The organism is Nocardiopsis sp. NPDC049922 (assembly GCF_040660275.1).
Lineage (GTDB): Bacteria > Actinomycetota > Actinomycetes > Streptosporangiales > Streptosporangiaceae > Nocardiopsis.
In genome coordinates, this window is the sequence record NZ_JBFAME010000009.1 from 212,194 (window position 1) to 237,699 (window position 25,506).

Consider the following 25,506-nt stretch of genomic DNA (forward strand, 5'->3'; position numbering starts at 1 on the left):
GCGGGAACCGGTCACACCACCAGGCTCAGGCCGAAGGCGAGGCCGAAGCCCACGAAGCCGATGAGGGTCTCCATGACCGTCCACGTCTTGAGCGTCGTCTTGACGTCCATGCCGAGGAACCGGCCGACCAGCCAGAACCCGGAGTCGTTGACGTGGGAGAAGGCGGTCGCTCCGCAGGCGATCGCGATGACGATCAGGGCCAGGTCCATCGAGGACAGGCCGCTGGTGGCGTGCACCGCGGGAGCGATGAGGCCGGCCGCCGTGGTCAGGGCCACCGTCGCCGAACCCTGCGCGACCCGCAGGGCCAGCGCGATGACGAAGGCCGCGACGATCACGGGGAGCCCGGTGGACTCCAGGGTCCCGGCGAGGGCCTCGCCGATGCCGCTGGTGCGCAGGACGCCGCCGAACATGCCGCCGGCGCCGGTGATGAGGATGATGCCGCAGACCGGGCCTAGCGCCTCGCCGACGATCTGCTCGACACTCGCGCGGGAGTACCGTCCGTGCCCGAGCGCGACCATCGCGACGAGCACGGTCAGCAGCAGCGCGATCGGCGTCTGGCCGAGCAGCTGCAGGACCCGCACCCACAGGGCGTCCTCGGCGACGGCGCCGGTCGCCACGAGGGTGGCGGTGCCGGTGTTGCCGAAGATCAGCACCATCGGGAGCAGGAGGATGCCCAGGACGGTGGCCAGGCGCGGCGGGTCGTCGTGCTGGACGGTGCCGTCGGCCAGGATGTCGTCGGGGACGGGGATCTCGAAGCGTCTGCCCGCCCACAGGCCGTAGAGGTAGCTGGAGAGATACCAGGTGGGGATGGCCAGGACCAGGCCGACGAGGAGGGCCAGGCCCATGTCCGCGCCGATCTCGACCGCCGCGGTGACCGGACCGGGGTGCGGCGGGACGAAGGCGTGCATGACCGCGAACGCACCGGCCGTGGGCAGGGCGTAGGTGAGCACGGATCCGCCCAGGCGCCGGGCGACGCTGAAGACGATCGGCAGCATGACGATGAGGCCGACGTCGAAGAAGATCGGGAAGCCGAAGAGCAGGGAGGCCACGCCGAGCGCGAGGGGGGCTCGCTTCTCCCCGAAGGCCTTGATCAGGGCCCCGGCGAGGACGGCTGCGCCGCCGGTCACCTCCAGGAGGCGGCCGATCATGACGCCGAGGCCGACCAGGAGGGCGACGTTGGCGAGGGTGCCGCCGAAGCCGCCGAGGAGGGTGGGCACCACGCCGGCGGCGGGGATGCCGGTCGCGAGCGCGGTCAGGACGCTGACCAGGACGAGCGCGACGAACGCGTGCAGTCGGAAGCGGATGATCAGGAGCAGCAGGAGGGCGATGGCACCAGCCGCGATCCCGAGGAGGGGTCCCGTGCCGTAGACGGGTTCGAAGTTCTCCACGACGGAGCCTTCCGATGGGCGGATGTGGACACTGGGCCGCCGATGACACGGCCCTGACCTGCACTTGGGGCAGGCGACCGCAATGGTAATACCATTTGTGAGCCCGTGTGAAGCGGGTCGTTCGGATCTGTTACATCCACGAGACCCGCGTCACCCTCCCCGCCCACGCGGGCACGCGTTCGGGCCCGTGGCGCGGGGCGCCACGGGCCCGACGGTGCGGTTCGTCGTCAGACGCCGACGGCGACGAGGAGGCGGCGGCCGGCGCCGGTCGGCGGGGGTCACCCCTCTCCGCTTTTCCTTCGCGGGAGCCGTGACATTGTGCGCCGTCCGAAAAGGCACGGCAGACCGTTTCTGCGCCAATATGCCCACAGAGCTCGCGGGGAGTCCCTACCGTGTCATCACGGCCGCGGGCGACCGCGCGCCCGCGGGCGACGGCGCACACCTCCCCACAGCATCTCTCGGACACTCCTCCATTGACAACATGATGTCAACATGACAGGATGCTGTCATGATCGAAGCACCCAAGCGCATCGTCCACCTCGCCGTCTACGACCAGATGGCCGACTGGGAGATCGGGCACGCCGTCGCGCACATCCGCAACGGGCACGCGCACCGACGCCCCGGCCGCCACGACGTGGTCACCGTCGGCCTCACCGGCGCTCCCGTCACCACGATGGGCGGGCTCACCGTCCTGCCCGACCTCGCGCTCCCCCAGCTCAAGCCCTCCGCCAGCGCGATGCTGATCCTCCCCGGCTCCGACCTCTGGGACGCCGACCCCGAGGCGCTCACGCCCTTCACCTCCGCCGCCGGGATCTTCCTCGACGCCGGCGTCCCGGTCGGGGCCATCTGCGGCGCGACCGCCGGGCTGGCCCGCGAGGGGCTCCTCGACGACCGCGCCCACACCAGCGGCGCCCCCGAGTACCTCCTGGCCACCGGGTACGCCGGGATCGCGCACTACCGTTCCGAACTCGCGGTCACCGACGGGGACCTGATCACCGCGGGCCCCACCGCGCCGATGGAGTTCGCGCGCGAGATCTTCGCGATGCTGGACCTGTACTCGCCGCGCGTCCTCGACGCCTGGTACCGGCTGTTCAGCCAGCACGACCCGGAGGCCTTCGCCGTCCTCGCGGAGGCGTCCCACGCATGACCTCGGCGGACAGGAACCACTCGAACCTGCTGTCGGGCGCCGCGCTCACGGTGTTCCGCCTCAACGGGCAGCTCCTCAGCGTGGCCGAGGGCCTGGCCAGACCGGTGGGGCTGACGGCGGCGCGGTGGCAGGTGCTGGGCGCGGTGACCGACGAGCCGCTGACGGTGTCGGCGATCGCCCGCCGGTTCGGCATCTCGCGGCAGAGCGTCCAGCGCATGGCGGACCTGCTGGTGGACCAGGGGATGGCCGAGTACCGGCCCAACCCGGCGCACAGCCGGGCCAAGCTGCTCGCCCTCACCGAGCAGGGTGTGGCGGCGATGCGCCGCATCCGCCCGGACCACGCCCGGGTCGCGGACGCGCTGGTGGACGAGTTGGGAGAGGAGGAGACCGAACGCGCCCTGGAGTCGCTGCGGCTGCTGTCCCAGGCCCTGGACCGGATCGGGGAGTCCTGACTCCGCCCGGATCGCCCCGGTGTCGTCGGTTCCGCCGTCGGCGTCGCACTCATCCGGCTCGTCCTTCACCCGGGCATCACCGACAGCGATGTCGAGGCCGCCGCCGGGGCGATCACCAAGGCCGTCGCGGAGCTGTGAACCTCCTCCCCCCGCAGGTCAGGGCGCGGGTCGGGGGCTACACTTGCCCGACCGCACACGGAGCCGAAACGCACGCGAGGTGTGACGTGTCACATCGCGTAGTAGCATTTCGCGTATGACATTGTCGTACTAGAGAGTGGTTGCACCCCCATGCCGGGAAGAATCCAGTCGATCGAACGCGCCGCCGCCATCCTCCGGCTCCTGGCCAGCGGCGCCCGGGGGCTGAGCCTGGCGGAGATCTCCCGGTCCCTCGAACTGCCCAAGGGCACCGCCCTGGGCATCCTGCGCACCCTCCAGCACGTGGGGTTCGTCGAGCAGGACCCGGAGTCGGGTCGCTACCGCCTGGGCGGCGGCATGCTGAGCCTGGGCACCCGCTACCTCGACGGGAACGAACTGCGCACCCGTGCCCTGAACTGGGCCGACACCCTCGCCTCCCGCAGCGGCGAGAGCGTGCGGATCGGCACCCTCCACAAGAGCCAGGTCCTGGTGGTGCACCACGTCTTCCGCCCGGACTCGACCCGGCAGACACTCGACGTGGGCGACCTGCTGCCCCTGCACGCGACCGCCATCGGCAAGGTCCTCATGGCCTTCGACCCCCTCGCCGTCCCCGAGGAGGACACCCCGGCCTCGGAGTCCGGCGGGGTCGTCTCGCTCCCCGCGTTCACCCGGCGCACCGTCGTCTCCCCGGCCGCCCTGGAGGCGCAGCTGGTCGAGGTGCGCGACAACGGCTGGGCGTGGGAGGCCGAGGAGCTGGTCGAGGGCGAGGTCTCCATCGCCGCGCCCATCCGCGACCGGCGCGGCGTCACCGTGGGCGGCATCGGTGTGCGCGGCGCGGTGGAGCGCCTGGCGGCGGACGACGGCAAGCCGGACATGGAACAGGTCTCCTACGTGCGCGACGCCGCCCGCGCGATATCCCGGGACCTGGGCGCCACCCCCTACTGACCGCCACCCCGCGCCCGATCGCCCTCCGCCGCTGAGCCTCGCGATATCCGCAGGTCGGAGTGGTGGGTTCCACGCCAGCCCCGGCCCTGACACAGTTCTTGTACACCCACGGGCGATCACTCTCCGTGTTGTGTGATCCACGCGACACGATTGCGTCACGCCGTCTTGACATGGGAAGGAAAGACGGATGAAACTGACGCGTACTTCATACGTCAATGTCGTACGCCGTTCGGTACATGCCGAGTTCACCCGTTCGACACCCATCCCGGCTTCCCACCCGCAGCCGTCCACCGGAAGGCGAACATCCCGATGAGTCAGCAGTACGTCGCCGCGATCGACCAGGGCACCACGTCGAGCCGCTGCATCCTCTTCGACCGGGACGGGCGGATCGTCTCGGTCGACCAGCGCGAGCACCGCCAGATCTTCCCCCAGCCCGGCTGGGTGGAGCACGACGCCGAGGAGATCTGGACCAACGTCGAGGTCGTCGTCCAGCAGGCCCTCCAGAAGAGCGACATCACCCCAGACCAGGTCGCCGCCATCGGCATCACCAACCAGCGCGAGACCACCGTCGTGTGGGACCGCGAGACGGGCAAGCCGGTCCACAACGCCATCGTCTGGCAGGACACGCGCACCCACGACATCGTCCGCGAGCTCAGCGAGAAGGGCGGCCAGGACCGCTTCCGCGCCGCGTGCGGCCTCCCCCTCGCCACCTACTTCTCCGGCCCCAAGCTCCGCTGGCTGCTGGACAACGTCGACGGCCTGCGCGGGCGAGCCGAGCGCGGCGAGGTGCTGTTCGGCACCATGGACACCTGGCTCATCTGGAAGCTGACGGGCCACCACGTCACCGACGTGACCAACGCCAGCCGCACCATGCTGATGAACCTCCACACGCTGGAGTGGGACCCCGAGGTCCTGGACGCGATGGACATCCCCGCGGCCATCCTCCCCGAGATCCGCTCCTCCTCCGAGGTCTACGGCACCGCCCGCGGCTACCTCGCCGGCACCCCGGTCGCCTCCTCCCTCGGAGACCAGCACGCCGCCCTGTTCGGCCAGACCTGCTTCGACCCGGGTGACGTCAAGGGCACCTACGGCACCGGCACCTTCCTGGTGATGAACACCGGCACCGAGCCGGTCACCTCCGACAACGGCCTGCTCACCACGCTCGGCTACAAGCTGGGCGACGAGCCCGCCGTGTACGCCCTGGAGGGCTCGATCGCCGTCACCGGCTCCCTCGTCCAGTGGCTGCGCGACAACCTGGGCCTGATCTCCACCGCCCCGGAGATCGAGACCCTCGCGCGCACGGTGGAGGACAACGGCGGCTGCTACATCGTTCCCGCCTTCTCCGGTCTGTTCGCCCCGCACTGGCGCAGCGACGCCCGCGGCGTCGTCGCCGGCCTGACCGGCTACGTCAACAAGGGCCACATCGCCCGCGCCGTCCTGGAGGCGTCGGCGTGGCAGACCCGCGAGGTCGTCGACGCGATGAACGCCGACTCCCAGATCGACCTGACCACCCTCAAGGTGGACGGCGGCATGACGGCGGACAACCTCCTCATGCAGATCCTGTCCGACGTGCTCGACGCCGAGGTCGTCCGGCCGATGGTCGCCGAGACCACCTGCCTGGGCGCGGCCTACGCCGCCGGTCTGGCCGTCGGCTACTGGCCGGACGTGGAGACCCTGCGCGCCAACTGGCACAAGGCGGCCGAGTGGACGCCCAAGATGGAGCCCGAGGTCCGCGACCGCGAGTACCGCAACTGGAACAAGGCCGTCGAGCGCACCCTCGGCTGGGTCGAGCACCCGGGCGAGAACGCGAAGTAGAACGCTTCGGCGATCCCCTCTGACGACCGCTCCCAGGGGTCACCGGCCACCGCCGGGGATCCCTGGGGCGGCACTCGGGGCACACCGCGTGCCCCGCACATCCCCATCACGTGACGGGTGAGTCCGCTGTTGCCCGTGTCCCGCGCCCCCCGGACGCGGAGCGACGGACCTCCCGCACCCCGCATGCCCCGTACGGGGCGGAGGTCCACATGGTTTATCTGGCAGAGTTCGTCGGTACGGCGATCCTGATCCTGCTCGGCGGCGGTGTCGTCGCCGGTGTCGTGCTGGCCAAGTCCAAGGCCAACAACGCCGGCTGGATCGTCATCACGTTCGGCTGGGGTATGGCGGTCGCGATGGCCGTCTACGTCACGGGCACCACGAGCGGCGCCCACATCAACCCGGCGGTCACCATCGGTCTGGCGAGCATCGGCTCGTTCGAGTGGTCCCTGGTCCCCGGGTACATCGCCGCGCAGATGGCGGGCGCCTTCACCGGTGCGGTGCTGGTGTACCTCGTCTACCACGCGCACTGGGCGCCGACCGAGGACGCCGACGCCAAGCTCGCGGTGTTCAGCACGGCCCCGGCCGTGCGCAAGCCGGTCGCCAACTTCGTCACCGAGGTCATCGGCACCGCGATGCTGCTCATCGGCATCCTGGGCATCGGCGCCAACAGCGAGCACATCCGCGACGGTGAGGTGGACCTGTCGGCGCTGTTCGCCACGGGTCTGGCCCCGCTCCTGGTCGGTCTGCTCGTGTTCGGCATCGGCCTGTCCCTGGGCGGCCCGACCGGCTACGCGATCAACCCGGCCCGTGACCTGGGCCCGCGCATCGCGCACGCGCTCCTGCCCATCCCGGGCAAGGGCTCCTCGGACTGGGGTTACGCCTGGATCCCCGTCGTCGCGCCGATCGTCGGCGGCGTGCTCGGCGCCTGGATCTGGAAGCTGACCGGGTTCGGCGGCTGACGCCCGTTCCGACGGGGGGAGCCGGGTACCGCCACGGGGGCGGTACCCGGCTCCTTCGTCTGCGGCCCGATCTCTCGACGCCCGGGCACCCGCACTGGTACTGACCAGGGCGTTCGACAATACCGAACATGCACGACTCCATGAACACGCTTCGCCACCCTGAGCAACGCATTTCCCACGAAAACACGGTCAGGACCCCGACTCCACGCCTACTCGCAGGTAGAGGGGAGGGCTATCTTCACCATCGTGCGGCATTGTCGTATTATGCAGACGACACCTGCCTGAAACGTCAGAGCCCGTTCAGGTACAGGCGCGGCACCCGCCATCCCTCCCGAACGGACGGAGCACCAGCCATGACCGCCAGAACCCACCAACACGACATCGCCTCCTCCCGCGCCCACACGCGCGAGGAACTCGCCAGGGGCACGTTCGACCTCCTCGTGATCGGCGGCGGCATCCTGGGCACATCCGCCGCCTGGACCGCCACCCAGGCCGGTCTGCGCGTCGCCATGGTCGACGCCGGTGACTTCGCCGGGGCCACCTCCAGCGCCTCCTCCAAGCTCGTGCACGGCGGCCTGCGCTACCTCCAGACGGGCAACGTGCGCCTGGTCGCCGAGAACCACAAGGAGCGCCGCTCCCTCGCCTCGGACGTGGCCCCCCACCTGGTCAACCACATGCCGTTCCTGGTCCCCATCTACTCCGGCGGCCCCCACGGCGCCGCGAAGATGGGCGCGGGCGTGTTCCTGTACTCGGCTCTGTCGGCCTTCGGCGACGGCATGGGCCGTCTGCTCTCCCCCACCCAGGCCAAGCGGCTGGCCCCGGGCCTGCGCACCGACGGGCTCAAGTCGGTCGCCGCCTACAGCGACCACCAGATGAACGACAGCCGCATGGCCGTCATGACCGTCCGCGCCGCCGTCGACGCGGGCGCGGTCGTGCTCAACCACGCCGAGGTCGCGGGCCTGCGCACCACCCGCGGGCGGGTGACCGGCGCCGACCTGCGCGACCGGGTCGACGGGCAGGAGTTCGGGATCGACGCGCGCCTGGTGCTCAACGCCACCGGCCCGTGGGTCGACCGCCTGCGCGACATGGAGCAGCCCGGCGTCGCGCCGAGCGTGCGCCTGTCCAAGGGCGCCCACCTGGTGCTCAAGACCCCGGAGCCGTGGCGCGCCGCGCTGACCATCCCCGTCGACAAGTACCGCGTCTCCTTCGCCATCCCGTGGGAGGGCCGCCTCCTGCTGGGCACGACGGACGAGGAGTACACCGGCGACCCCGCCGAGGTCGGTGTGGTCCCGGGTGACGTCGACCAGATCCTCGGCGAGGCGACGCTCGGCATCGACGCGCCCTACCTCAACCCCGACAACATCACCTACTCCTTCGCCGGGCTGCGCGTCCTGCCCGGCGGCCCCGGCGGCACCAGCTCCGCCAAGCGCGAGACCGTGGTGACCCAGGGCCGGGGCGGCATGCTGTCGGTCGCGGGCGGCAAGTGGACCACCTACCGGCACATCGGCCGCACCATCCTGGAGGAGCTGCGCAAGGTCTCGGCCGTGCCGCTGGCCGAGGACATGTCCGACCCGCTCAAGACGGTGCCGCTGCCCGGTCTGGCCAGCCCCGAGGCGGTCACCCACCGGATCATCATCGACCGCGATCCGGGCGCCCGCCTGGACCCGCTGGTCGCGCGGCACCTCGCCTCGCACTACGGCAGCCTGGCGATGGACATCGCGGCCCTGGTGCGCGACGAGCCCGCGCTGGGCGAGCGCATCCACCCCGACGGCCCCGACATCTGGGCCCAGGTGGTCTTCGCCCGCGACCACGAGTGGGCGGTCACCGTGGACGACGTCCTGCGCCGCCGCACCACCGTCACCGTGCGCGGGCTGGACACCTCCGAGGTGCGCCAGCGCACCGAGGCCCTGCTCCAGGGCTGACCCCGAACCCCGGCCGCCCCGCACTCCCTGGAAGGGGCGGCCGGTCCACCCCGTCCCGGCGCCGGGCTCCTGACCCCGGCGCCGGGACGTCCCTATGCCTGGGGCGTGTTCCGCGTCCGCCCGTCCCGAGCGGCGAACGGCCCCCCGAAGACCGCCGTCGCGAAGCGCTCCCCGATCCGCCGGTGCGCGGCGGTGTCCGGGTGCAGCGCGTCGGGCAGCGGCAGCTCCGCGTGGTCCGACTCCCCGTAGAGCGCGCGGCCGTCGAGGTGGTGCAGGTGGGGGTCCTCGGCCGCCCTCCGCTCGACGAGGCGGGCGAGCTCGTCCCGGATGACGGTGAGCGTCAGCCGTCCGGCGGCGGTGTCCGCTGGGTCGCCGATCGCCCGGAAGCGCGGCGTCGCGGACTCCGGGTCGAGTGTCACGGGCCCCGGCGTGTCCTCCTGGATGGGGCACAGGAGCGGGGAGACCACCAGCAGCGGTGTGTCCGGATGTCCCTCGCGGATCGTGTCGAGGAAGCCGTGGACCGCCGGGGTGAAGGCGCGCAGCCGCATCAGGTCGGTGTTGGTCAGGTTGATGCCGATCTTGACGCTGATCAGGTCCGCCGGGGTGTCCCGCATCGTGCGGGCGGTGAACGGGTCGAGCAGGGCGTTGCCGCCGAACCCCAGGTTGACCAGCTCCACACCGGCTCGGGAGGCGGCGACCACGGGCCAGATCTCGGTCGGACGTTCGGCGTTGGAGCCCTGGCTGATGGAGCTTCCGTGGTGCAGCCAGACCCTCCGGCCGTGGTCCGGGGCTGGCCGGACCGGGGCGTCGGCGCGCAGGGCGATCAGCTCGGTGACCTCGCGGTGGGGCAGCCAGATCTCCACGTCCTTCTCCTCCCCGGACAGCCCGGAGAAGCGGACGGCGCCGGGCTGACCGGGGGTGGTGTCCGAGGACTGGGGGTCCAGGTCGACCGTGACGACGTTCCCCCCGGCGATGCCGCCCCGACCACACGTGACGCCGTCGACCACCAGGTCGTACACGCCGTCCTTCGGAGGCGGCCCACCGCGGTACACGGTCTTGGTGGGCAGTGCCTCCAGCTCGATGACGGTGGCGCGGGTACGCAGGCACAGCCGCACCCCGGAGCCCCGGGCCTCCATCGCGGCCAGGCCCGCGTCGGGGAACTGCCGTCGGGCCCAGGCGGGCAACCGGTGCGGCAGGACGCCGCGGTCGGTGCGCTCCACCTCGACGGCTCCGCGCAGCATGCCGGGCTCGACGGGTGTGGTGATCCACTCGGTCATCGTCTTCACTTCCGGGGACGTCGTCGACGCTGGGGCACGGCACAGTCTGCCGGGCCGGGCCCGGACACGCGAACGCCCCCGGAAGGCGGACCTTCCGGGGGCGTGCGGCTACGTGTGTGGCCCTACCTAGATGGCGACGACGTTCTCGGCCTGCGGGCCGCGGGTGCCGGCGACGATCTCGAACTCCACGCGCTGGTTCTCCTCGAGGTTACGGAAGCCGGAACCCTGGATCGCGCTGTAGTGGACGAAAGCGTCGGGCCCACCGTCGTCGGGGGAGATGAAGCCGAAGCCCTTCTCGCCGTTGAACCACTTCACAGTACCCTGAACAGTAGTGCCCTGAGCCATGTTCTCTCCTTCAGCTCGGTGTGCACGGACGCTTACACACGCGTCCGAGCAATTGCCGCGAGCCGATCGAAACCGCCCGCCGGTCACAAACTCCGCGGGCATACACCAACTGCGAAATTCAACGACTAACAATCACCATCGAACGTATCACAGCCGGACGCGCCGGCGGAGGATTTCGGTGTGGCAACCCGCACGGACGCCCGGGGAATACACCGCCGCACCCGGGGCAGCGCGCGTGGCCGACCGGGAGGCCACCGGAACGTCACCCTCCGCTCACCCTGATGTCGCCAGGACGTCGTCGACGCACCTCAGGACGGGTTCGGTCAGCACGGCGGAGGGGTCCAGGCGTGCACCGTCCGTGATGACGAACGTGTGCTCCTCCCCCGGCGGCGGCGTCCCCGGGGCGGTGTCCGCGATGGCCGCCGGGTCGAGGCGGTCGACCTCGGCCACCGGATCCCGCGGCAGCGCGCGGGCGCGGATCCGTATCCGCGAATCCCCGCCGCGCACGCGCGTTTGCGCGTCGAATTCCGGTTCGCGGCAGTCGAGATCCCGGTCCCGGGCGAAGAACCGCCACGCCCGCTCCCCGGCTCCGTCGACGGTCGGCACGGCGCACGGCCCCCGTCGGTCGGCGGGGTGACCCACCGTGCCTAGCGCTGGCAGCCGGGACACCAGTACAGGGTGCGTCCGGCCAGGTCCGTGGAGGCGGCGGGCGATCCGCACACGCGGCAGGGCTCCCCCGTGCGGTAGCAGACGTAGAGCGTGTCCGGGCGGGGCACGGGGTGGGCGTCGGGGTCGGGCCGGTGCTCGGGGCGGGTGGTGATGATGTACCCGTCGCGCACGCCGTCGCGGAGCAGGGCCGTGAGGTCGTCCCAGAGCGCGGTCCACTGGTCGCGATCGAGGTCGCGGCCCGGGGTCAGCGGGTCGATCCCGGCCCGGAAGAGGGACTCCGCGCGGTAGATGTTGCCGATGCCCGCGATGACGTCCTGGCGCATGAGCAGCACGGCGACGCTCGTCCGGGAGCGGCTGATCACGCGCCACGCGCGTTCGGGGTCGGCGTCGTCGCGCAGCGGGTCGGGGCCCAGCCTGTCCTGGACCGCGTGCTTCTCGTCGTCGGTGATCACCTCGCAGGCCGAGGGACCGCGCAGGTCCGCCCAGCCCGAGGTGGTGACCAGCCGGGCGCGCACGGCGCCGACGGGGGCGGGCGGCAGGACGAAGCCCTCGGCGTCCCGCTCCAGCTCGCGGCGGCCCGCGCCCTCGGTCCTGGGCGCGCCCAGGTGGCGTTCGCCGTCGGCGTCGCCGAAGGTCCACGCGCCGTACAGGCCGAGGTGCACCCGGAGCCACTCCCCCGAGTCGAACCCGAGGAACAGCTGCTTGCCGTGCGCCTCGCTCTCGGCGAGTACCCGCCCGTCGACACGCGCCGCGCCCTCGGCGAAGCGGCCCTGGGGGCTGGAGGCGCGCACGGCGGCGCCGCCGAAGGTCTTGTCGAAGTGCGCCGCCAACCGGTGCAGCGTGTGGCCCTCAGGCACGGTCTCCCCCCTCCGCCCGGCACGGCGGACGGACCGCCACGAGCCGGGCACGATGCTCCGAACAGCGTAGTGCGGCGCATCCGTGTCCAGGACGGGCGCCGGCCCGGCCCCGCCACGCGCTCAGTACGCGGCGAGGATCTCCTCCACCAGGGCACGGGGGTCGGCCAGGCAGCGCCAGGCGGGCACCAGCACGACGGGGTCGCCGGTGACGCGGTTGAGCGCCTCGCCCCGGACGATGAGGTGGCGCAGCGCGCGACCGTCCGGCTCCCGGTCGAGCAGGATGATCAACCGGCGGGCGGCGAAGCGCACCACCAGGTCCACCGTCCACCCCTGGACGGTCTGGAGCAGGGCGACCGACGTGCCCGCGCCGCGCAGTTCGTCCACCAGGGCGTCCCTGGCCGGGTCGGCCCCGGCCGCCGCGTGCGTGCCCGACACCAACGTGTCCAGGTCGGCCAACGGCCCGTCGCCGCCGATCCAGTACCCCCGATCCCCCACCGCGACGAGCCGCCGCCGCGTGCGGGTGAGCACCGACGACCACAGGTGCCCCATCCGCCGCACCCGGCGTTCGGCGATGGCGGGCGCACCGGCCGCCAGCATCGGCGAGAGCACGGTGACGTCGACGGCGTCCCGGTCGCAGGCGAGCAGGCCGGGACCGCCGACGCGCACGTCGTGGCGCGGTTCGCGCTGGCGGAGCTGGCGGCGGATCAGCGCCACCTGCGGCTGCGTCGGCGCCACCACCGCGATCACGTGGTCGGCGGGCAGCGCGGCGTCGAGTTCGTCCACCACCACCGCCACCCGGTAGGCCTCGTCGCGGTTGACGTAGGACGCGCCCGGCGCCGCCTCGCACGTGCCGTGCACGTCGTGCCACTCGAAGGCGGGGCCGCCCGCCGGGTCGGGGATCGTGCGCACGGCCACCCGCCCCCCGTAGCAGTGCCGGGAGGCCGCCGCGGCCAGCGGCGGGGCCGCGCCGACGTGCTCGTCCAGCCACAGCAGCGGCGGAGCGGCCTTGTAGGCGGCCCGCAGCGCCGATCCCGCCCCGTGCCGCAGACCCCGGTCGTCGAGCTGGTCGGCGGTCAACCCGGCGGCGGTCAGGGCCCGGCGCTCCTCGGCGGGTTCGAGCACGCTGGGCGGCCCCGGGTGGGCGGGGTCGCCGAGCACGACCGCCCGACTGGCGCGGTAGAGGGCGGGCAGCACCTCGGCGGCCCGGGTGCGCTCGGCCCCCACCACGATGACCAGGTCGTACAGTCCTGCCTGCGGCGGCAGGGCGCGGACCTGGTCCGTGCGGCACATCCAGGTGGGCAGGGTGTCCAGCAGATTGGACACCCCGGGCCAGCCGGTGCCGTGGTGCCAGTTGAGGGTCTCCAGACGGTTCTCGATGGCCGCCCGGCCACGCCAGAGCCGGGGCTCGGTCGCCGCGCTCAGACAGGCGGAGCTGGACCGGCGGTGCCCGGCCAGGGCGTCGGACAGTCCGCCGGTCAGCTCGCCCAGCGGGGCGCAGCGCGTCCGCTGGTCGACCGCCGCCCGCCACTCGCTCTCCATCCGGGCGAGCGCGCACAGCCGGGCGAGGGTGTCGGGATCGGTGCTCACGCCCAGCTCGCGACGGATGGCGGCGCGGTGCTGAAGACCGACGAACCCGCCCGCCCCGGCGCGTTCGGCGCGGTGCAGCCAGTACTCCGGGCCGCCCCGCTCGGGGGTGAACAGCGCGTCGGGGTCCCAGCCGCCCGCGATGCTGCGCCCGCGCTCCTCCGCCAGCCGCGCGAGCGCGTGACCGCCGGAGGCCATGGAGTCCATGGCCCGCCACGCCCGGCGGACGCGCGCCCAGTCGTCGGCGAGGTCGGCCAGGTGGGAGACGGCCGCACCGTCGGCGGGGTCGGGCGTGACCGGGGGCGGGGTCCCGGCGTGGTCGAGGAGCAGCCGGTTGAGCTGCCGGATCTCGGCGGCGCGGTGTTCGGACCCGCCGACGCGCACGACCGGGTGTCCCGGCGCGATCCGGGCGCGCCGGGTGATCTCGGCGAGGTCGTTCTCCGAGCTCCCGCAGACCAGGACCCGCTGGCCGTTGCTGACGGCGGTGCGCACGAGCGCGTCGACCAGGTCGTGGACGCCGCTGCCGGGCGGGGCCGCCGCCACCGTGAGCTGTTCGCGCATGGCCGCGTCCAGGACCGCGTACTGGGACTGGTTGAGGGGGGTGGCCGAGACGGGGACCGACGCGGCGTCGCCGTCGTCGCGGTCCTCCGGCGCCGGGGCGGCGGTCCGGTGGGCGGAACCGCCGACCGGGGGCCGCCGTGCCGTCTCCGGCTGGGCCGGCCGCGCGCCGCGGCCGAGGAGGGGTTCCAGGGCGGTGCCGACGGCCGTCTCGGGGTCCAGTCCGTCCCGGTCGGAGGGGTCAAGGTCGGCGAGCACGCCCTCGACGGAGCCGGGCTCGTGGTCGTCGCCCTCGGACTGGGCGCCGGGTCCGGCGCGGAAGAGGACGGCGGTGTTGTGCGCGCCGCGCGCGAGCGCGGCGGGCAGGCCGCGGGCGCCCAGCGGGTCGATGGCGTCGACCCGCTCGACCTCCAACCGGGTCAGGAGGGTGCGCACCTTGGCGGTGAGGTCGGCGACGGCGGCCGGGCGGCGCGCGGTGTCGGGCGCGCCGGTCCGCAGGCGGGCGCGGAGCTCGAACAGGTCGTCGGGGTCGTCGATCCCGAGGCGGGTGAGCAGGGCGACGTTGACGTCGGGCGGGCCGACCGCGCGGACCGCGATCCCGGTCTCGGCACGGGGTCCGCGATCGCGCGGCAGCCCGTCGAGGTCGTCCACGGCGCGGACGTCGGTGGTGAGCAGCGGGAGCGCGACGCGGTCGGCCCCCTCTCCGAGGACCACCAGCGGGTACCCGTACCGCAGCGCCTGACCGCGCAGCTGCGCCAGGTGCAGGACGCGGGCGCCCTCGGGGTGCAGGGGGACGGTGTCCTGGGCGCCGCTGAACAGCGGCTCGGGGCCGGGCGGCAGGCAGGCGCAGATGTCGGAGTCGAGGTGCTCGGCCCGCACGACGTGGGTGTGCACGCCCTCCCGGCTCAGGCAGGCGCGCAGGTAGGCGAGGACGGACCGGACCTCGTCGTGGTCGATCGAGGGCTTCCACCGCAGCGATGCCGTCCCCACGCCGGACCTGCCGACCCGGGTGGCGGTGGAGGGCGTTCCGGGCGCCCCCGCGACCGTCGCGGGACCGATCGGCCCGCCGATCTGCTGTTCGTCGTCGCGCAGTGACCTCACGTCGCCCCCCGGTCCGCCACCCCGTGATCGGGTGATTACCGCCCGCTAGCAAGGCCATTCTTGTGGATCAGCCCGGCCCAAGCCGGTGGAACCACGGAAACCGCCCCGACTTTCACTCTGGGTGACGGTATTCGGGGCGGTCCGGCGGCGGGGTCACCCGCAGGCGGGAGCGGCCCGCGTGGGGATCAGTCGACGCCGTGCACGCGCAGGGCGATCCAGAGCTCGGCCCGGTAGTCGGGGTCGTCGAGGTCCCCGGGGAGCAGGTCCCGGATCCGGGTCATCCGGTACCGCAGGGTGTGGCGGTGGACGCCGAGCGCCTCGGCCGCGGCGTCCCACCGGCCCGCGCTGGCCAGGTACGCGCGCAGCGACGCCAGTAACTCGGCCCCGGTGCGCTGGCCGCTGAGCGGTCGGAGCAGGTCCTCGGCCATGCGCGCGCCCGCCGGGGTCTGCGCCAGGCCGAGGAGGCCCCCGGGCAGATCGCCGACGCGGACCACGCCGCCCTCCCCCTCGCGGGCGACGGCCCGGGCGCGTTCGGCCTCGGCCAGGGCGGTGTCCAGGTCCGCGTACCCGCCGGGCTCGCTCACGCCGATCGGCCCGTCCAGGACCTCGCGGATCACCGCGCCCGGGGTCGCGGCCCCCGCCAGGAGCAGCGCCCGCCCGTCGTGTTCGGCGACGAACACCCCCTCGGGCGGGTGGGCGGCCCCGACCGCGTCGCCGACGCCGACCACGACCGGTTCGCGGGGAAGCATCTCGCGCAGGAGGGCCGCTCCCTCGTGCAGGGGGTCGAGCGCCCCGGTCAGCAGCGCGGCCACCACGCCCTCGCCCGCCTGGACGGACGGGCCGCGCCCGGTGCGTTCGAGTTCGAGCGAGAGCAGCGACACCGCCGCGTTGACCAGCGTGCGCTCGTCCGAGCCGAGCGGCCCGCCGGTCCCCACGGCCAGGTACCCGCGCACCCGCCGCCCCGTGGCCAGGGGCTGCACGGACACCCGCTCGCCCCCGGTCTCCACGGACGCGCTGGCGCGCACGCCCGCCGCACGGAGCCGGGGCAGCTCCGCGGCGATCACCGTCGCGTGCCTCCCGGCCGCGGCGGGCGCCGCGTGCGTGACGGCGCCGTCGTCGCCGAGCAGCAGCACCCAGGCGTCGAGGTCGCGGGCCAGCCGGTCGATGATCTCGGGCGCCCCCACGAGCGCCGCCCGCGTCAGTTCGCGCTGTGCCGCGAAGGCCCGGGTGAGACCCTCGTACTCCTCCTTGGCCAGCAGCCGCGAGACCTCCTTGCCCACCGCGATGAACGGCGTCTCCCGCGCCACCTCGACGAGCGGGACGCCGAACTCGGCCGCCGCCTCGCACAGCGGCGGAGGGGTCTGGTCCAGCACGACGCCGACCCCGAAGCCGAGTCCCGCCACCCGCCGCTCGGCCAGGCGGCGCACGTAGTCGCGGTGGTCCGGCGCGCTGTCCGCCCACCTGACGCCCGTGGTCAGCACGAGTTCGCCCCCCGCCAGGTACGGGGTGGGGTCGGTGAGTTCGCTGACCGCGACCCAGTCGACCCGACGGTCCAACCGGTCCTCGCCGGTGAGCAGGCGCAGCCTCAGGCGCGGCGTCCGCAGCAGGGCGCCCAGGGTCGGGGGCATCCGCTCTCCCTCCGTCCACGTGTCGCACGCCTCATTGGCACAGCTCTTCGCCCCAATTATCCACCGTGTCCATGTCTGGCCCGGTCCGCGCCGCCTAAGGTCATGGCAGTCGGATCGACACCCTCACCGAGCCCGTTCACAGGAGGCAGCCGCATGGCCACGTCCGAGGTCGTCCAGTCACGTCGGATCGTCACGGAGATCCCCGGCCCGAAGAGCCGCGCGATCCAGGAGCGCCGCAAGGGTGCGGTCGCCCAGGGCGTCGGCAGTGTCCTGCCCGTCTACGTCGAGCGCGCGGGCGGCGGGATCGTCGAGGACATCGACGGCAACGCCCTGATCGACTTCGGTTCCGGCATCGCGGTCACCAACGTCGGCAACGCCGACCCGCGCGTCGTCGAGCGCGCCGCCGAGCAGCTCGGCCGGTTCACCCACACGTGTTTCATGGTCAACCCGTACGAGGCGTACGTGGACGTGTGCGAGGCCCTCAACCGCGTCACCCCGGGCGACCACGAGAAGCGCTCGATCCTGCTCAACTCCGGCGCCGAGGCGGTGGAGAACGCGGTCAAGATCGCCCGCAGCGCCACCGGCCGCCAGGCCGTCGTCGTCTTCGACCACGCCTACCACGGCCGCACCAACCTCACCATGGGCCTCACCGCCAAGAACATGCCCTACAAGCAGGGCTTCGGACCGTTCGCCAGCGAGATCTACCGCGTGCCGATGGCCTACCCCTACCGCTGGGCGACCGGCCCCGAGAACTGCGGCCCCGAGGCCGCCAGGGCCGCCATCGACCAGATCACCAAGCAGATCGGCGCCGAGAACGTCGCCGCCGTGGTGATCGAGCCGATCCAGGGTGAGGGCGGCTTCATCGAGCCGGGCGCCGGGTTCCTGCCCGCGATCGTCGACTTCTGCCGCGCCAACGGCATCGTGTTCGTCGCCGACGAGGTCCAGACCGGCTTCGCCCGTACCGGTGACCTGTTCGCCTGCGACCACGAGGGCATCGTCCCCGACCTCATCACCACCGCGAAGGGCATCGCGGGCGGCCTGCCGCTGGCCGCCGTGACCGGCCGCGCCGAGCTGATGGACGCCGTCCACGGCGGTGGCCTCGGCGGCACCTACGGCGGCAACCCGGCCGCGTGCGCCGCCGCCCTGGCCGCGCTGGACGCCATCGAGTCCGACGGCCTGGTCGAGCGCGCCCGCCGGATCGGCGAGCTGATGCTGGGCCGCCTGCGCGAGCTGGCCGCCAAGCACGACATCATCGGCGACGTGCGCGGTCGCGGCGCGATGATCGCGATCGAGCTGGTCAAGGACGCGGACAAGACGCCGAACCCGGAGGCGCTGGGCAAGGTGCTCTCCTACGCCCACTCCCAGGGCCTGATCCTGCTGAGCGCGGGCACCTACGGCAACGTCGTCCGCATGCTGCCGCCGCTGGTGATCTCCGACGAGCTCCTGAACGAGGGGCTGGACATCCTCGACGAGGCGTTCGCCCGGCTGTAGACCACCCGGCCCCCGGGGGCGTTCGACGGCGCACGCCCCCGCCCCGACCACCTTGGCGGATTTCGCCCGGTCACGGCCGTGCGCGACAGGCTCTGGTATGCCCGCGTCCTCCGTGATCTCGCCAAGGCGCGGCCCCGCCCGCGCGTCTCGTTGGACGCGGGCGGGGCCGTACTCATCCGGGTTCGGCGCTAGCGCGTACCCCAGGCGTAGGTCTGCTTGCGGAGCTTGAGGTAGAGGAAGGTCTCGGTGGAGCCGACCGTGTCGACGTCCCGGATCCGCGCCAGGATCTCCAGCAGCCGGGGATCGTCCTCGGCGACCACCTCGACCAGCAGGTCGAAGGAGCCCGCGGTGATCACCACGTACTCCACGCCCGGGATGTCGGAGATCGCGTCGGCCGCCTGGTTGAGGTCGCCGGTCGTGCGGACGCCGATCATCGCCTGCCGGTTGAAGCCCAGCATCATCGGATCGGTGACGCCGACCACCTGCACGACTCCCGCCTCCAACAGCCGCTGGACGCGCTGGCGCACCGCCGCCTCCGACAGGCCGACCAGCTTGCCGATGGACGCGTAGGACCGCCGCCCGTCCTCCTGGAGGAGCTCGATGATGCGCTTGGCGGTATCGTCGAGGACGATGCCGTTGTTCCTGCGCGCGGGACCGGAGTCCGCCTGGTCGGTCACATGATCCTCCGCTTGCTACCGCAAGAATCCGATGAATTCTGGCCTGACGACGTAGGGAATTCGCCGCTACGCCAGCCAACAACGACGGATTCCACGTTACTGCACGGTTGATTCCCGGCGGAAGACTCTCCCGCGAACCCGCTGTCGGACCAGGTCAGCGCTCGTCGCGTACCGAGTCCAGGGACAACAGGGCCACGTGCAGCGACAGACACGTCTCCACGGATTCCAGGTCGGCGTCGAGGATGTTGCCAATCCGCCGCAGCCGTTCGTAGAAGGCGGGCCGCGACAGGTGGGCGCGGCTGGCGGCGAGCGCCTTGTTGCGCCCCGCGCCCAGGTAGCACCGGAGCATGGCGGTGAGGTCGTCGCCGTGCCGGGCGTCGTGGTCCAGCAGCGGACCCAGTTCGCGCTCGACGTAGGTCTGGAGCCGCTCGTCGTCGCGGAAGAGGTGCAGCAGCCCGCGCAGGTGCAGGTCGGGCAGCCGGTAGAAGGGGCGCTGGTCGCTCTGGCGCACGGCCACGTCACCGACCTGCCGCGCCTCCAGGAACGACCGCCGCACCTCCCGGACGCCGTCCGCCGACGAGCCCACGGCCAGCACGGCCGCGTCCCCGGTGGTGTGCCGCACCCGGTCGGCGAGCATGTGCAGGGTCGGTTCCAGCCGCTGCTTACTCGACAGCGGAAGCAGGATGCCCACCCGCAGGTCGTCGAGCGAGCCGACCAGGGCGGGCAGTCGCAGCTCGCGGCAGGCGCGCGCGGCGCCCTCGGCGGTGTCCGACAGCCGCGCCTGGGCCGCCAGTCCGGTCCCGCTCTCGCGCAGCCGCAGGACCAGCCCGACCAGCTCGCGCCCCTTGAGCGGCACCCCGACCGCCCGAGCCCGGACCAGCGCCTCCTCGGGGTCGGAGTAGGCGCGGTCGATGATGCTGGAGATGATCGTCCGGTGCGTCTGGCGCTCCAGGCTCTCCTGGTGGCGTTCGAGCAGCCGACCGAGCGCCAGCGTGGTGGCGGCGCGTTCGATGAGCATGCTCTGGCGCTGGGTGGGGTTGGCGCCGACGATGAGGATGAGGCGGCCCCAGTCCTGACCGCGCGCCCCGACCGTGGTGACCAGCCAGCCGGTGCTGGGCGCGTGGACGGTGTGGCTGCCCGAGCGGATCGCGCGCGACCTGCTCTCCCAGGACGTGAGCAGCGTGCCGGGGTCCTCGCCGTTGAGGTCGCAGGCCAGCACCTGGTGGGTGAGGTTCTCCAGCACCACCGGGCACCCGGACAGCTGGGCGACCTCGTGCAGGATCTGGGCGGTGTCGGCGCCCTCCACCGAGAGCTGGGTGAAGACCGAGTGCAGCTTCTCCGACTCCCGCAGCTCCTCCAGCTGCTCGTTGACCACCCGGATGTGCACGGCCTCGGTGATCTCCACGAACCGCGCCTCGCGGTCGAGCAGGACGACGGGCACCCCCGCGTCGCGCGCGGCGCCCAGGAAGGCGGGCGGGAGTTCGGCGTGGTACTTGCGGCCGAGCTCGACCGCGATGCCGCTGACACCGGCGGCGGCGAGGTCGTCGATGTAGCGGCGCAGGGCGTCGGGGTCGTCGGGCATGGCGATGCCGGTGCTGAGCACCAGTTCGCCGCCGCGCAGCAGGTGGGCCAGGTCGGTGACCTCGGCGATGTGCACCCAGCGCACGGGCACGTCCAGGCGGTCGGAGCCGACCACGACGCGTGGGCGCGCGCGCTTGAGGGCGGGGAGTTCGAGGACCTCGGCGAGAGTGGGAAGCACCCTCCCATACTAGGACGCTCTGTCAGGCGTCGGCGGCCGATGCCTTACACCCTGATCGGCGCGCACGCTTTCTGACCACGGCAGGCGCGGAGCGGGGTCGGCTTTACACGTCGTAACTCCGACCGGCATGTTGTCAACATGGTGATCCTGGTCATCCGCCGTGGGCGCGGAGAGACTGGGGGCATGTCGGAACTTCTCTCGCGCCACCGCGCGGTCATGCCCTCCTGGTTGCCCCTCTACTACGAGTCCCCGCTGGAGATCGTCAGCGGCAAGGGGTCGCGCGTCACGGACGCCGACGGCCGCACCTATCTCGACTTCTTCACGGGCATCGTGACCAACATGATCGGCTACGACGTGGCCGAGGTCCGCGAGGCCGTGGAGCGGCAGATCGCCAAGGGCGTCGTGCACACCTCCACCCTGTACCTCATCCGCGGCCAGGTCGAACTGGCCGAGAAGATCGCCCGGCTGTCCGGCATCCCCGACGCCAAGGTCTTCTTCACCAACTCCGGGACCGAGGCGAACGAGACCGCCCTGCTCCTGGCCACCTACGCGCGCGGCAGCGACGAGGTGCTCGCCATGCGCGGCAGCTACCACGGCCGCTCGTTCGGCACCGTGGCCGTGACCGGCAACCGGGGCTGGAAGAACTCCTCGCTGTCGCCGCTCAACGTGCACTACCTGCACGGCACCGACCGCGGCGCCCCGGCCTTCCGCGGGATGTCGGAGAAGGAGTACGTCACCGCCTGCGTCGCCGACCTGCGCGACGTCCTGGACACCACCGCGCCCAACGTCGCGTGCCTGATCGCCGAGCCGATCCAGGGCGTGGGCGGCTTCGCGATGCCGCCGGACGGCCTGTACGCCGCCTACAAGGAGGTCCTGGACGAGCACGGCATCCTGTTCGTCGCGGACGAGGTCCAGACGGGGTGGGGCCGCACCGGGTCGAGCTTCTTCGGGATCGGCAACCACGGCGTCACCCCGGACGCGATGACGTTCGCCAAGGGGCTCGGCAACGGCTTCGCGGTCGGCGGCGTCGTGGCGCGCGGCGACCTGATGGACCGGCTGCACGCGCTGGGTGTGGCGACGTTCGGCGGCAACCCGGTGTCGATGGCCGCGGCCGGGGCGACCCTCGACTACGTCCTGGAGCACGACCTCCAGGGCAACGCGCTGCGCCAGGGCGGTCTGATCATCGACGGTCTGCGCCCGCTGACCGACCTGCCGAGCGTCTCCGACGTGCGCGGCAAGGGCCTGATGTTCGCCGTGGAGATGGTCGACCCGAACACGGGCGCCCCCTCCGCGGAGCTGGCCGGGCGGGTGCTGGAGGGCACGCGTGAGCGCGGGCTGCTGGTCGGCAAGGGCGGCGTGCACGGCAACGTGCTGCGGATGGCGCCGCCGCTGACCCTGTCGGCCGAGGAGGCGGCCGAGGGCCGGGACCTGCTCCTGGACGCGGTGCGCGCGGTCGACGCGCAGGCGTGAGTCGCGTGAGGGCCTGGGGCGCGTGATCTCGGCGGCGGTTGAGCGCCCCCTTGGTAGTAAGCAAACACGGTGTGTCGTGGGTGCGCCAGTCGTGGACTGGGTTCCTGTGGACAGACCCGCATTCGACGAAGAAGGAACGCATGAGCGAGAACGTCACCCACTGGATCGGCGGAGCCCGCCACCAGGGTCCCGCGGAGCGCCGCGCGGACGTGTACAACCCCGCGACCGGGAAGGTCTCCGGCACGGTCGACCTGGCCGGACCGGCCGAGATCGACGCCGCCGTGCGCTCGGCCAGGGAGGCCTTCCCCGGCTGGCGCGACACGTCGCTGTCCAAGCGCGTGCAGATCCTGTTCCGCTTCCGCGAGCTGGTGCGCGCCAACACCGACCGCCTCGCCGAGGCGATCAGCGCCGAGCACGGCAAGGTCGTCTCCGACGCCGCGGGCGAGGTGCAGCGCGGCCTGGAGGTCGTCGACTTCGCCTGCGGCGTTCCGCACCTGCTCAAGGGCGGCTACTCCGAGAACGTGTCCACCGGTGTGGACGCCTACTCCATCCTCCAGCCGCTGGGCGTGGTCGCCGGGATCACCCCGTTCAACTTCCCGGCGATGGTCCCGATGTGGATGTTCCCCGTGGCGATCGCCTGCGGCAACACCTTCGTCCTCAAGCCCAGCGAGAAGGACCCGTCGGCGTCCCTGCTGATCGCCGAGCTGTGGGCCGAGGCCGGGCTGCCCGACGGCGTGTTCAACGTGCTCCAGGGCGACAAGGTCGCGGTGGACGGCCTGCTGGAGCACCCGGACGTGGCCGCGGTCAGCTTCGTGGGTTCGACCCCGATCGCCCAGTACATCTACGGCCGCGCCGCCGAGAACGGCAAGCGCGTGCAGGCCCTGGGCGGCGCCAAGAACCACATGGTCGTGCTGCCCGACGCCGACCTCGACCTGGCGGCGGACTCGGCGGTCTCGGCCGGGTTCGGCTCGGCCGGCGAGCGCTGCATGGCCATCTCCGCGATCGCGGTCGTGGACTCGGTCGCCGACGAGCTGATCGCGCGGATCCGCGAGCGGGTCGAGCGCCTGCGCGTCGGTCCGGGCGACGACGACCGCAGCGAGATGGGCCCGCTGGTCACGCGCGAGCACCGGGACAAGGTGGCCTCCTACCTGGACTCGGGCGTCGAGCAGGGCGCGACGCTGGCGATCGACGGCCGCGTGCACCCGGTCCTGGGCGGGGAGACGGAGGGTTTCTGGCTCGGCCCGTCGCTGCTCGACCACGTGACCCCGGAGATGGACTGCTACCGCGACGAGATCTTCGGCCCGGTGCTGAGCGTCGTGCGGGTCGCGGACTACGACGAGGCCGTCACGCTGATCAACGACAACCGCTACGGCAACGGCACCGCCATCTTCACCAACGACGGCGGTGCGGCGCGGCGGTTCCAGAACGAGATCCAGGTCGGCATGGTCGGCATCAACGTGCCGATCCCGGTGCCGATGGCCTACTACTCGTTCGGCGGGTGGAAGCAGTCGCTGTTCGGTGACTCGCACGCCCACGGCACGGAGGGTGTGCACTTCTACACCCGCACGAAGGCGGTCACCGCGCGCTGGACGGACCCCGGCAAGCGCCCCGAGGGCGGCGTCAACCTGGGCTTTCCCACGAACGGTTAGACCTCGGTAACGGAAACACCGGATGAATCTCTCTCACTGACGGTCGATGGTGGACGACACGGAGTATCGTTGGTGGCGGCCACCCTCACGGGGCGTGGTCGACGGCGGAGGAGGCCACGGAGACCATCCTGGAAGGACGCGCTCAATTCCCCTCCTCCCCATGGAAGCGGGCGCGTCAGCGGAAGCGCTCCGGGTCCGACTCTCCCCCTGGACCCGGAGCGCGACCGCGTTCGCGGAGTCGCACCCCCACGCGCTCCCGCACGACCGCGCACGCGCCCTCTCCAGCGCGCACACGCCCTCTCAGGTCAGGGCGCTCCCTAGCGGGCGGCGTAGACGCGGTGGCCGGAGGCCGTGGCGAGATCCACGCCGATGATGTCCGCGCACTCCTGGCAGCCGAACACGCCGGTTCCGTCCGGGAGTCGGCCGAGGACGCGGCGGGGTCGGGGCCACTGCGTGTGGCAGACGGCGCAGGCGTCCCCCATGCGCTGAGCCCCAGTCAGCGCCTCCGGGTCGTAGACGTAGGTTTCCGACGTGTCGTCAGGCCGTGCACCCGCTGTACACACCGTGCTCGTTCCGCGCAATGTCCTTGCTCCCCCCGTGGTTTAGGACAGTCTGGCGGGCCGATAGTTACCGGCTCTTTATCGAATCAGAGGCTCGCGGCACTGGGAAGTGTCCGGACCGATCCAAATCACTCCGTGCACGGAGATCATAACCCTAAGTAACGAACCCTGGGAAGACCCCAGTTCATAGATGTATATTCACATGATTTGCCCGATGCCTACTGGAGTGGCAGGGGTACGGAACCTCAGTCCAGACCGCGCGCGGTGACCGCGAACCGGCGCAGGGACAGCGCGGGATTGACGGCTCGCACCTCCTCCACGCGGGCGGCCGAAACCTCCGCTGAGGCGACCGCGAACGCGTGCTCCCCCAGCGCCGCGACGGCGGTCCCCATCGGGTCGACCACCATGCTGTTGCCCGCCCCCGTCGGCCCCGACTGCCCGGCCGCGGCGACGTAGACGGTGTTCTCGATCGCCCGCGCCCGGGCCAGCGTCCGCCAGTGGTCCTCCTTCAGCGGCCCCGGCACCCACTGGGCGGCGAGCAGCAACACGTGCGCCCCCGCGTCGGCGATCCGCCGGGTCACCTCGGGGAAGCGCAGGTCGTAGCAGGTCTGCAGGCCGAAGACGACGCCGTCCACGGTGAACGTCTCCGGTTCCTCGATCGGCCCCGGGCGGACCACGTCCGACTCGCGCACACCGAACGCGTCGTACAGGTGGATCTTGCGGTAGAGCGCGACGCGCCCGCCGTCCGGACCGAGCGCGACGAGGGTGTTGGTGAAGTGCGTGGCCTCGCCCGTGTCCGCCCCGGCGGCTCCGTCCGGCCCGTCGGCCACCTCGTTGACGCCCAGCACCAGGTGCACGCCCTCCGACCGGGCCGTGTCGGCGGCGGCCTCCAGGAACGGTCCGCCCAGGGGCTCGGCCGCCTTGACGTAGCGGTGGTCGGTCCGCGGCGCGGTGAACATCGCGTACTCGGGCAGCAGGACCACGTCGGCGCCCCCGGCGGCGGCCCTGGCCGTCAGCTCGGCGACCGAGCGCGCGTTCTCCGCCTTGTCCTGCCCCGGCGCGAACTGGGCGACCGCGACCCGCACCATGGATGGCTCCCCTCCTCGACGCCGGAGCGT

20 protein-coding genes are annotated in these 25,506 nt (G+C 72.5%); 9 read left to right on the forward strand and 11 right to left on the reverse strand.

Annotated features, from left to right (window positions below):
* Nucleotides 1-11: 11 nt before the first annotated feature.
* Nucleotides 12-1,388: a GntP family permease gene (locus AB0I72_RS18380; protein ID WP_358569758.1), complete on the reverse strand. Its 1,377-nt coding sequence runs from the start codon at nucleotides 1,386-1,388 to the stop codon at nucleotides 12-14.
* A gap of 508 nt (nucleotides 1,389-1,896) precedes the next feature.
* On the opposite strand from AB0I72_RS18380, the gene AB0I72_RS18385 reads away from it, so the two are divergent.
* From AB0I72_RS18385 to AB0I72_RS18410, 6 genes are all read left to right on the forward strand, one after another.
* Entirely contained in the window at nucleotides 1,897-2,535 is a 639-nt protein-coding gene (locus AB0I72_RS18385; RefSeq protein ID WP_358569761.1) for a DJ-1/PfpI family protein, read from the forward strand.
* Nucleotides 2,532-2,987, forward strand: coding sequence for a MarR family transcriptional regulator (locus AB0I72_RS18390; protein WP_358569764.1), 456 nt, complete (start codon nucleotides 2,532-2,534; stop codon nucleotides 2,985-2,987). Before AB0I72_RS18385 ends, AB0I72_RS18390 begins: the two co-directional genes overlap by 4 nt.
* A 288-nt stretch (nucleotides 2,988-3,275) precedes the next feature.
* Nucleotides 3,276-4,067 (forward strand): IclR family transcriptional regulator, encoded by a 792-nt coding sequence (locus tag AB0I72_RS18395; RefSeq protein ID WP_358569767.1) that lies wholly within the window; start codon nucleotides 3,276-3,278, stop codon nucleotides 4,065-4,067.
* A 309-nt stretch (nucleotides 4,068-4,376) separates the two neighbouring features.
* Nucleotides 4,377-5,882, forward strand: a complete 1,506-nt coding sequence (gene glpK, locus AB0I72_RS18400) for a glycerol kinase GlpK (RefSeq protein ID WP_358569770.1) — start codon at nucleotides 4,377-4,379, stop codon at nucleotides 5,880-5,882.
* Nucleotides 5,883-6,091: 209 nt separating this feature from the next.
* Nucleotides 6,092-6,841 (forward strand): MIP/aquaporin family protein, encoded by a 750-nt coding sequence (locus AB0I72_RS18405; RefSeq protein ID WP_358569773.1) that lies wholly within the window; start codon nucleotides 6,092-6,094, stop codon nucleotides 6,839-6,841.
* Between the two features lie 353 nt (nucleotides 6,842-7,194).
* Nucleotides 7,195-8,763 carry a glycerol-3-phosphate dehydrogenase/oxidase gene (locus AB0I72_RS18410; protein ID WP_358569776.1) on the forward strand — a complete coding sequence of 523 codons (1,569 nt, stop codon included), beginning with the start codon at nucleotides 7,195-7,197 and terminating at the stop codon, nucleotides 8,761-8,763.
* A 92-nt stretch (nucleotides 8,764-8,855) separates the two neighbouring features.
* On the opposite strand, the gene AB0I72_RS18415 is transcribed toward AB0I72_RS18410, so the two are convergent.
* The 6 genes from AB0I72_RS18415 to AB0I72_RS18440 all read right to left on the reverse strand — a co-directional run bounded on the left by AB0I72_RS18415 (nucleotide 8,856) and on the right by AB0I72_RS18440 (nucleotide 16,782).
* Entirely contained in the window at nucleotides 8,856-10,040 is a 1,185-nt protein-coding gene (locus AB0I72_RS18415) for an SGNH/GDSL hydrolase family protein (RefSeq protein WP_358569779.1), read from the reverse strand.
* Between the two features lie 126 nt (nucleotides 10,041-10,166).
* Entirely contained in the window at nucleotides 10,167-10,385 is a 219-nt protein-coding gene (locus AB0I72_RS18420; protein WP_358569782.1) for a cold-shock protein, read from the reverse strand.
* Nucleotides 10,386-10,658: 273 nt separating this feature from the next.
* On the reverse strand, nucleotides 10,659-10,991 hold the full coding sequence (locus AB0I72_RS18425; RefSeq protein WP_358569785.1) for a hypothetical protein: 333 nt from the start codon (nucleotides 10,989-10,991) through the stop codon (nucleotides 10,659-10,661).
* Between the two features lie 41 nt (nucleotides 10,992-11,032).
* Entirely contained in the window at nucleotides 11,033-11,911 is an 879-nt protein-coding gene (locus AB0I72_RS18430) for a DNA-formamidopyrimidine glycosylase family protein (RefSeq protein ID WP_358569788.1), read from the reverse strand.
* 120 nt (nucleotides 11,912-12,031) lie between these two features.
* Complete coding sequence (locus tag AB0I72_RS18435; protein ID WP_358569975.1) at nucleotides 12,032-15,112, reverse strand: DNA helicase; 3,081 nt, start codon at nucleotides 15,110-15,112, stop codon at nucleotides 12,032-12,034.
* A 227-nt stretch (nucleotides 15,113-15,339) separates the two neighbouring features.
* A complete protein-coding gene (locus tag AB0I72_RS18440; RefSeq protein WP_358569791.1) occupies nucleotides 15,340-16,782 on the reverse strand; it encodes a PucR family transcriptional regulator in 1,443 nt (480 codons plus the stop codon).
* Between the two features lie 153 nt (nucleotides 16,783-16,935).
* Between AB0I72_RS18440 and gabT the strand changes: the two genes are divergently transcribed.
* Nucleotides 16,936-18,273 (forward strand): 4-aminobutyrate--2-oxoglutarate transaminase, encoded by a 1,338-nt coding sequence (gene gabT, locus AB0I72_RS18445; RefSeq protein WP_358569794.1) that lies wholly within the window; start codon nucleotides 16,936-16,938, stop codon nucleotides 18,271-18,273.
* Between the two features lie 188 nt (nucleotides 18,274-18,461).
* Here the strand turns inward: gabT and AB0I72_RS18450 are convergent, their stop codons facing one another.
* Together AB0I72_RS18450 and AB0I72_RS18455 are read right to left on the reverse strand one after the other, a co-directional pair.
* Nucleotides 18,462-18,950 carry an Lrp/AsnC family transcriptional regulator gene (locus tag AB0I72_RS18450; RefSeq protein ID WP_358569797.1) on the reverse strand — a complete coding sequence of 163 codons (489 nt, stop codon included), beginning with the start codon at nucleotides 18,948-18,950 and terminating at the stop codon, nucleotides 18,462-18,464.
* A 154-nt stretch (nucleotides 18,951-19,104) separates the two neighbouring features.
* Nucleotides 19,105-20,709 (reverse strand): PucR family transcriptional regulator ligand-binding domain-containing protein, encoded by a 1,605-nt coding sequence (locus tag AB0I72_RS18455; protein WP_358569800.1) that lies wholly within the window; start codon nucleotides 20,707-20,709, stop codon nucleotides 19,105-19,107.
* Nucleotides 20,710-20,892: 183 nt separating this feature from the next.
* On the opposite strand from AB0I72_RS18455, the gene AB0I72_RS18460 reads away from it, so the two are divergent.
* Both AB0I72_RS18460 and AB0I72_RS18465 read left to right on the forward strand, forming a co-directional pair.
* Entirely contained in the window at nucleotides 20,893-22,179 is a 1,287-nt protein-coding gene (locus tag AB0I72_RS18460; protein WP_358569803.1) for an aspartate aminotransferase family protein, read from the forward strand.
* Nucleotides 22,180-22,319: 140 nt separating this feature from the next.
* On the forward strand, nucleotides 22,320-23,828 hold the full coding sequence (locus tag AB0I72_RS18465) for a CoA-acylating methylmalonate-semialdehyde dehydrogenase (RefSeq protein WP_358569806.1): 1,509 nt from the start codon (nucleotides 22,320-22,322) through the stop codon (nucleotides 23,826-23,828).
* A 317-nt stretch (nucleotides 23,829-24,145) separates the two neighbouring features.
* Here AB0I72_RS18465 and AB0I72_RS18470 read toward each other — a convergent pair whose 3' ends face one another.
* Both AB0I72_RS18470 and AB0I72_RS18475 read right to left on the reverse strand, forming a co-directional pair.
* Nucleotides 24,146-24,391, reverse strand: a complete 246-nt coding sequence (locus AB0I72_RS18470; RefSeq protein ID WP_358569809.1) for a hypothetical protein — start codon at nucleotides 24,389-24,391, stop codon at nucleotides 24,146-24,148.
* A 242-nt stretch (nucleotides 24,392-24,633) separates the two neighbouring features.
* Entirely contained in the window at nucleotides 24,634-25,476 is an 843-nt protein-coding gene (locus AB0I72_RS18475; protein WP_358569812.1) for a carbon-nitrogen hydrolase family protein, read from the reverse strand.
* Between the last annotated feature and the right edge of the window lie 30 nt (nucleotides 25,477-25,506).

Bases quoted from the DNA above. Each gene is read 5' to 3' on its own strand.
- AB0I72_RS18475 (WP_358569812.1), bottom strand. From the start codon at position 25,476: ATGGTGCGGGTCGCGGTCGCCCAGTTCGCGCCGGGGCAGGACAAGGCG.
- AB0I72_RS18410 (WP_358569776.1), top strand. From the start codon at position 7,195: ATGACCGCCAGAACCCACCAACACGACATCGCCTCCTCCCGCGCCCAC.
- AB0I72_RS18440 (WP_358569791.1), bottom strand. From the start codon at position 16,782: ATGCCCCCGACCCTGGGCGCCCTGCTGCGGACGCCGCGCCTGAGGCTG.
- AB0I72_RS18390 (WP_358569764.1), top strand. From the start codon at position 2,532: ATGACCTCGGCGGACAGGAACCACTCGAACCTGCTGTCGGGCGCCGCG.
- glpK (WP_358569770.1), top strand. From the start codon at position 4,377: ATGAGTCAGCAGTACGTCGCCGCGATCGACCAGGGCACCACGTCGAGC.
- AB0I72_RS18385 (WP_358569761.1), top strand. From the start codon at position 1,897: ATGATCGAAGCACCCAAGCGCATCGTCCACCTCGCCGTCTACGACCAG.
- gabT (WP_358569794.1), top strand. From the start codon at position 16,936: ATGGCCACGTCCGAGGTCGTCCAGTCACGTCGGATCGTCACGGAGATC.
- AB0I72_RS18465 (WP_358569806.1), top strand. From the start codon at position 22,320: ATGAGCGAGAACGTCACCCACTGGATCGGCGGAGCCCGCCACCAGGGT.
- AB0I72_RS18420 (WP_358569782.1), bottom strand. From the start codon at position 10,385: ATGGCTCAGGGCACTACTGTTCAGGGTACTGTGAAGTGGTTCAACGGC.
- AB0I72_RS18415 (WP_358569779.1), bottom strand. From the start codon at position 10,040: ATGACCGAGTGGATCACCACACCCGTCGAGCCCGGCATGCTGCGCGGA.
- AB0I72_RS18395 (WP_358569767.1), top strand. From the start codon at position 3,276: ATGCCGGGAAGAATCCAGTCGATCGAACGCGCCGCCGCCATCCTCCGG.
- AB0I72_RS18405 (WP_358569773.1), top strand. From the start codon at position 6,092: ATGGTTTATCTGGCAGAGTTCGTCGGTACGGCGATCCTGATCCTGCTC.
- AB0I72_RS18460 (WP_358569803.1), top strand. From the start codon at position 20,893: ATGTCGGAACTTCTCTCGCGCCACCGCGCGGTCATGCCCTCCTGGTTG.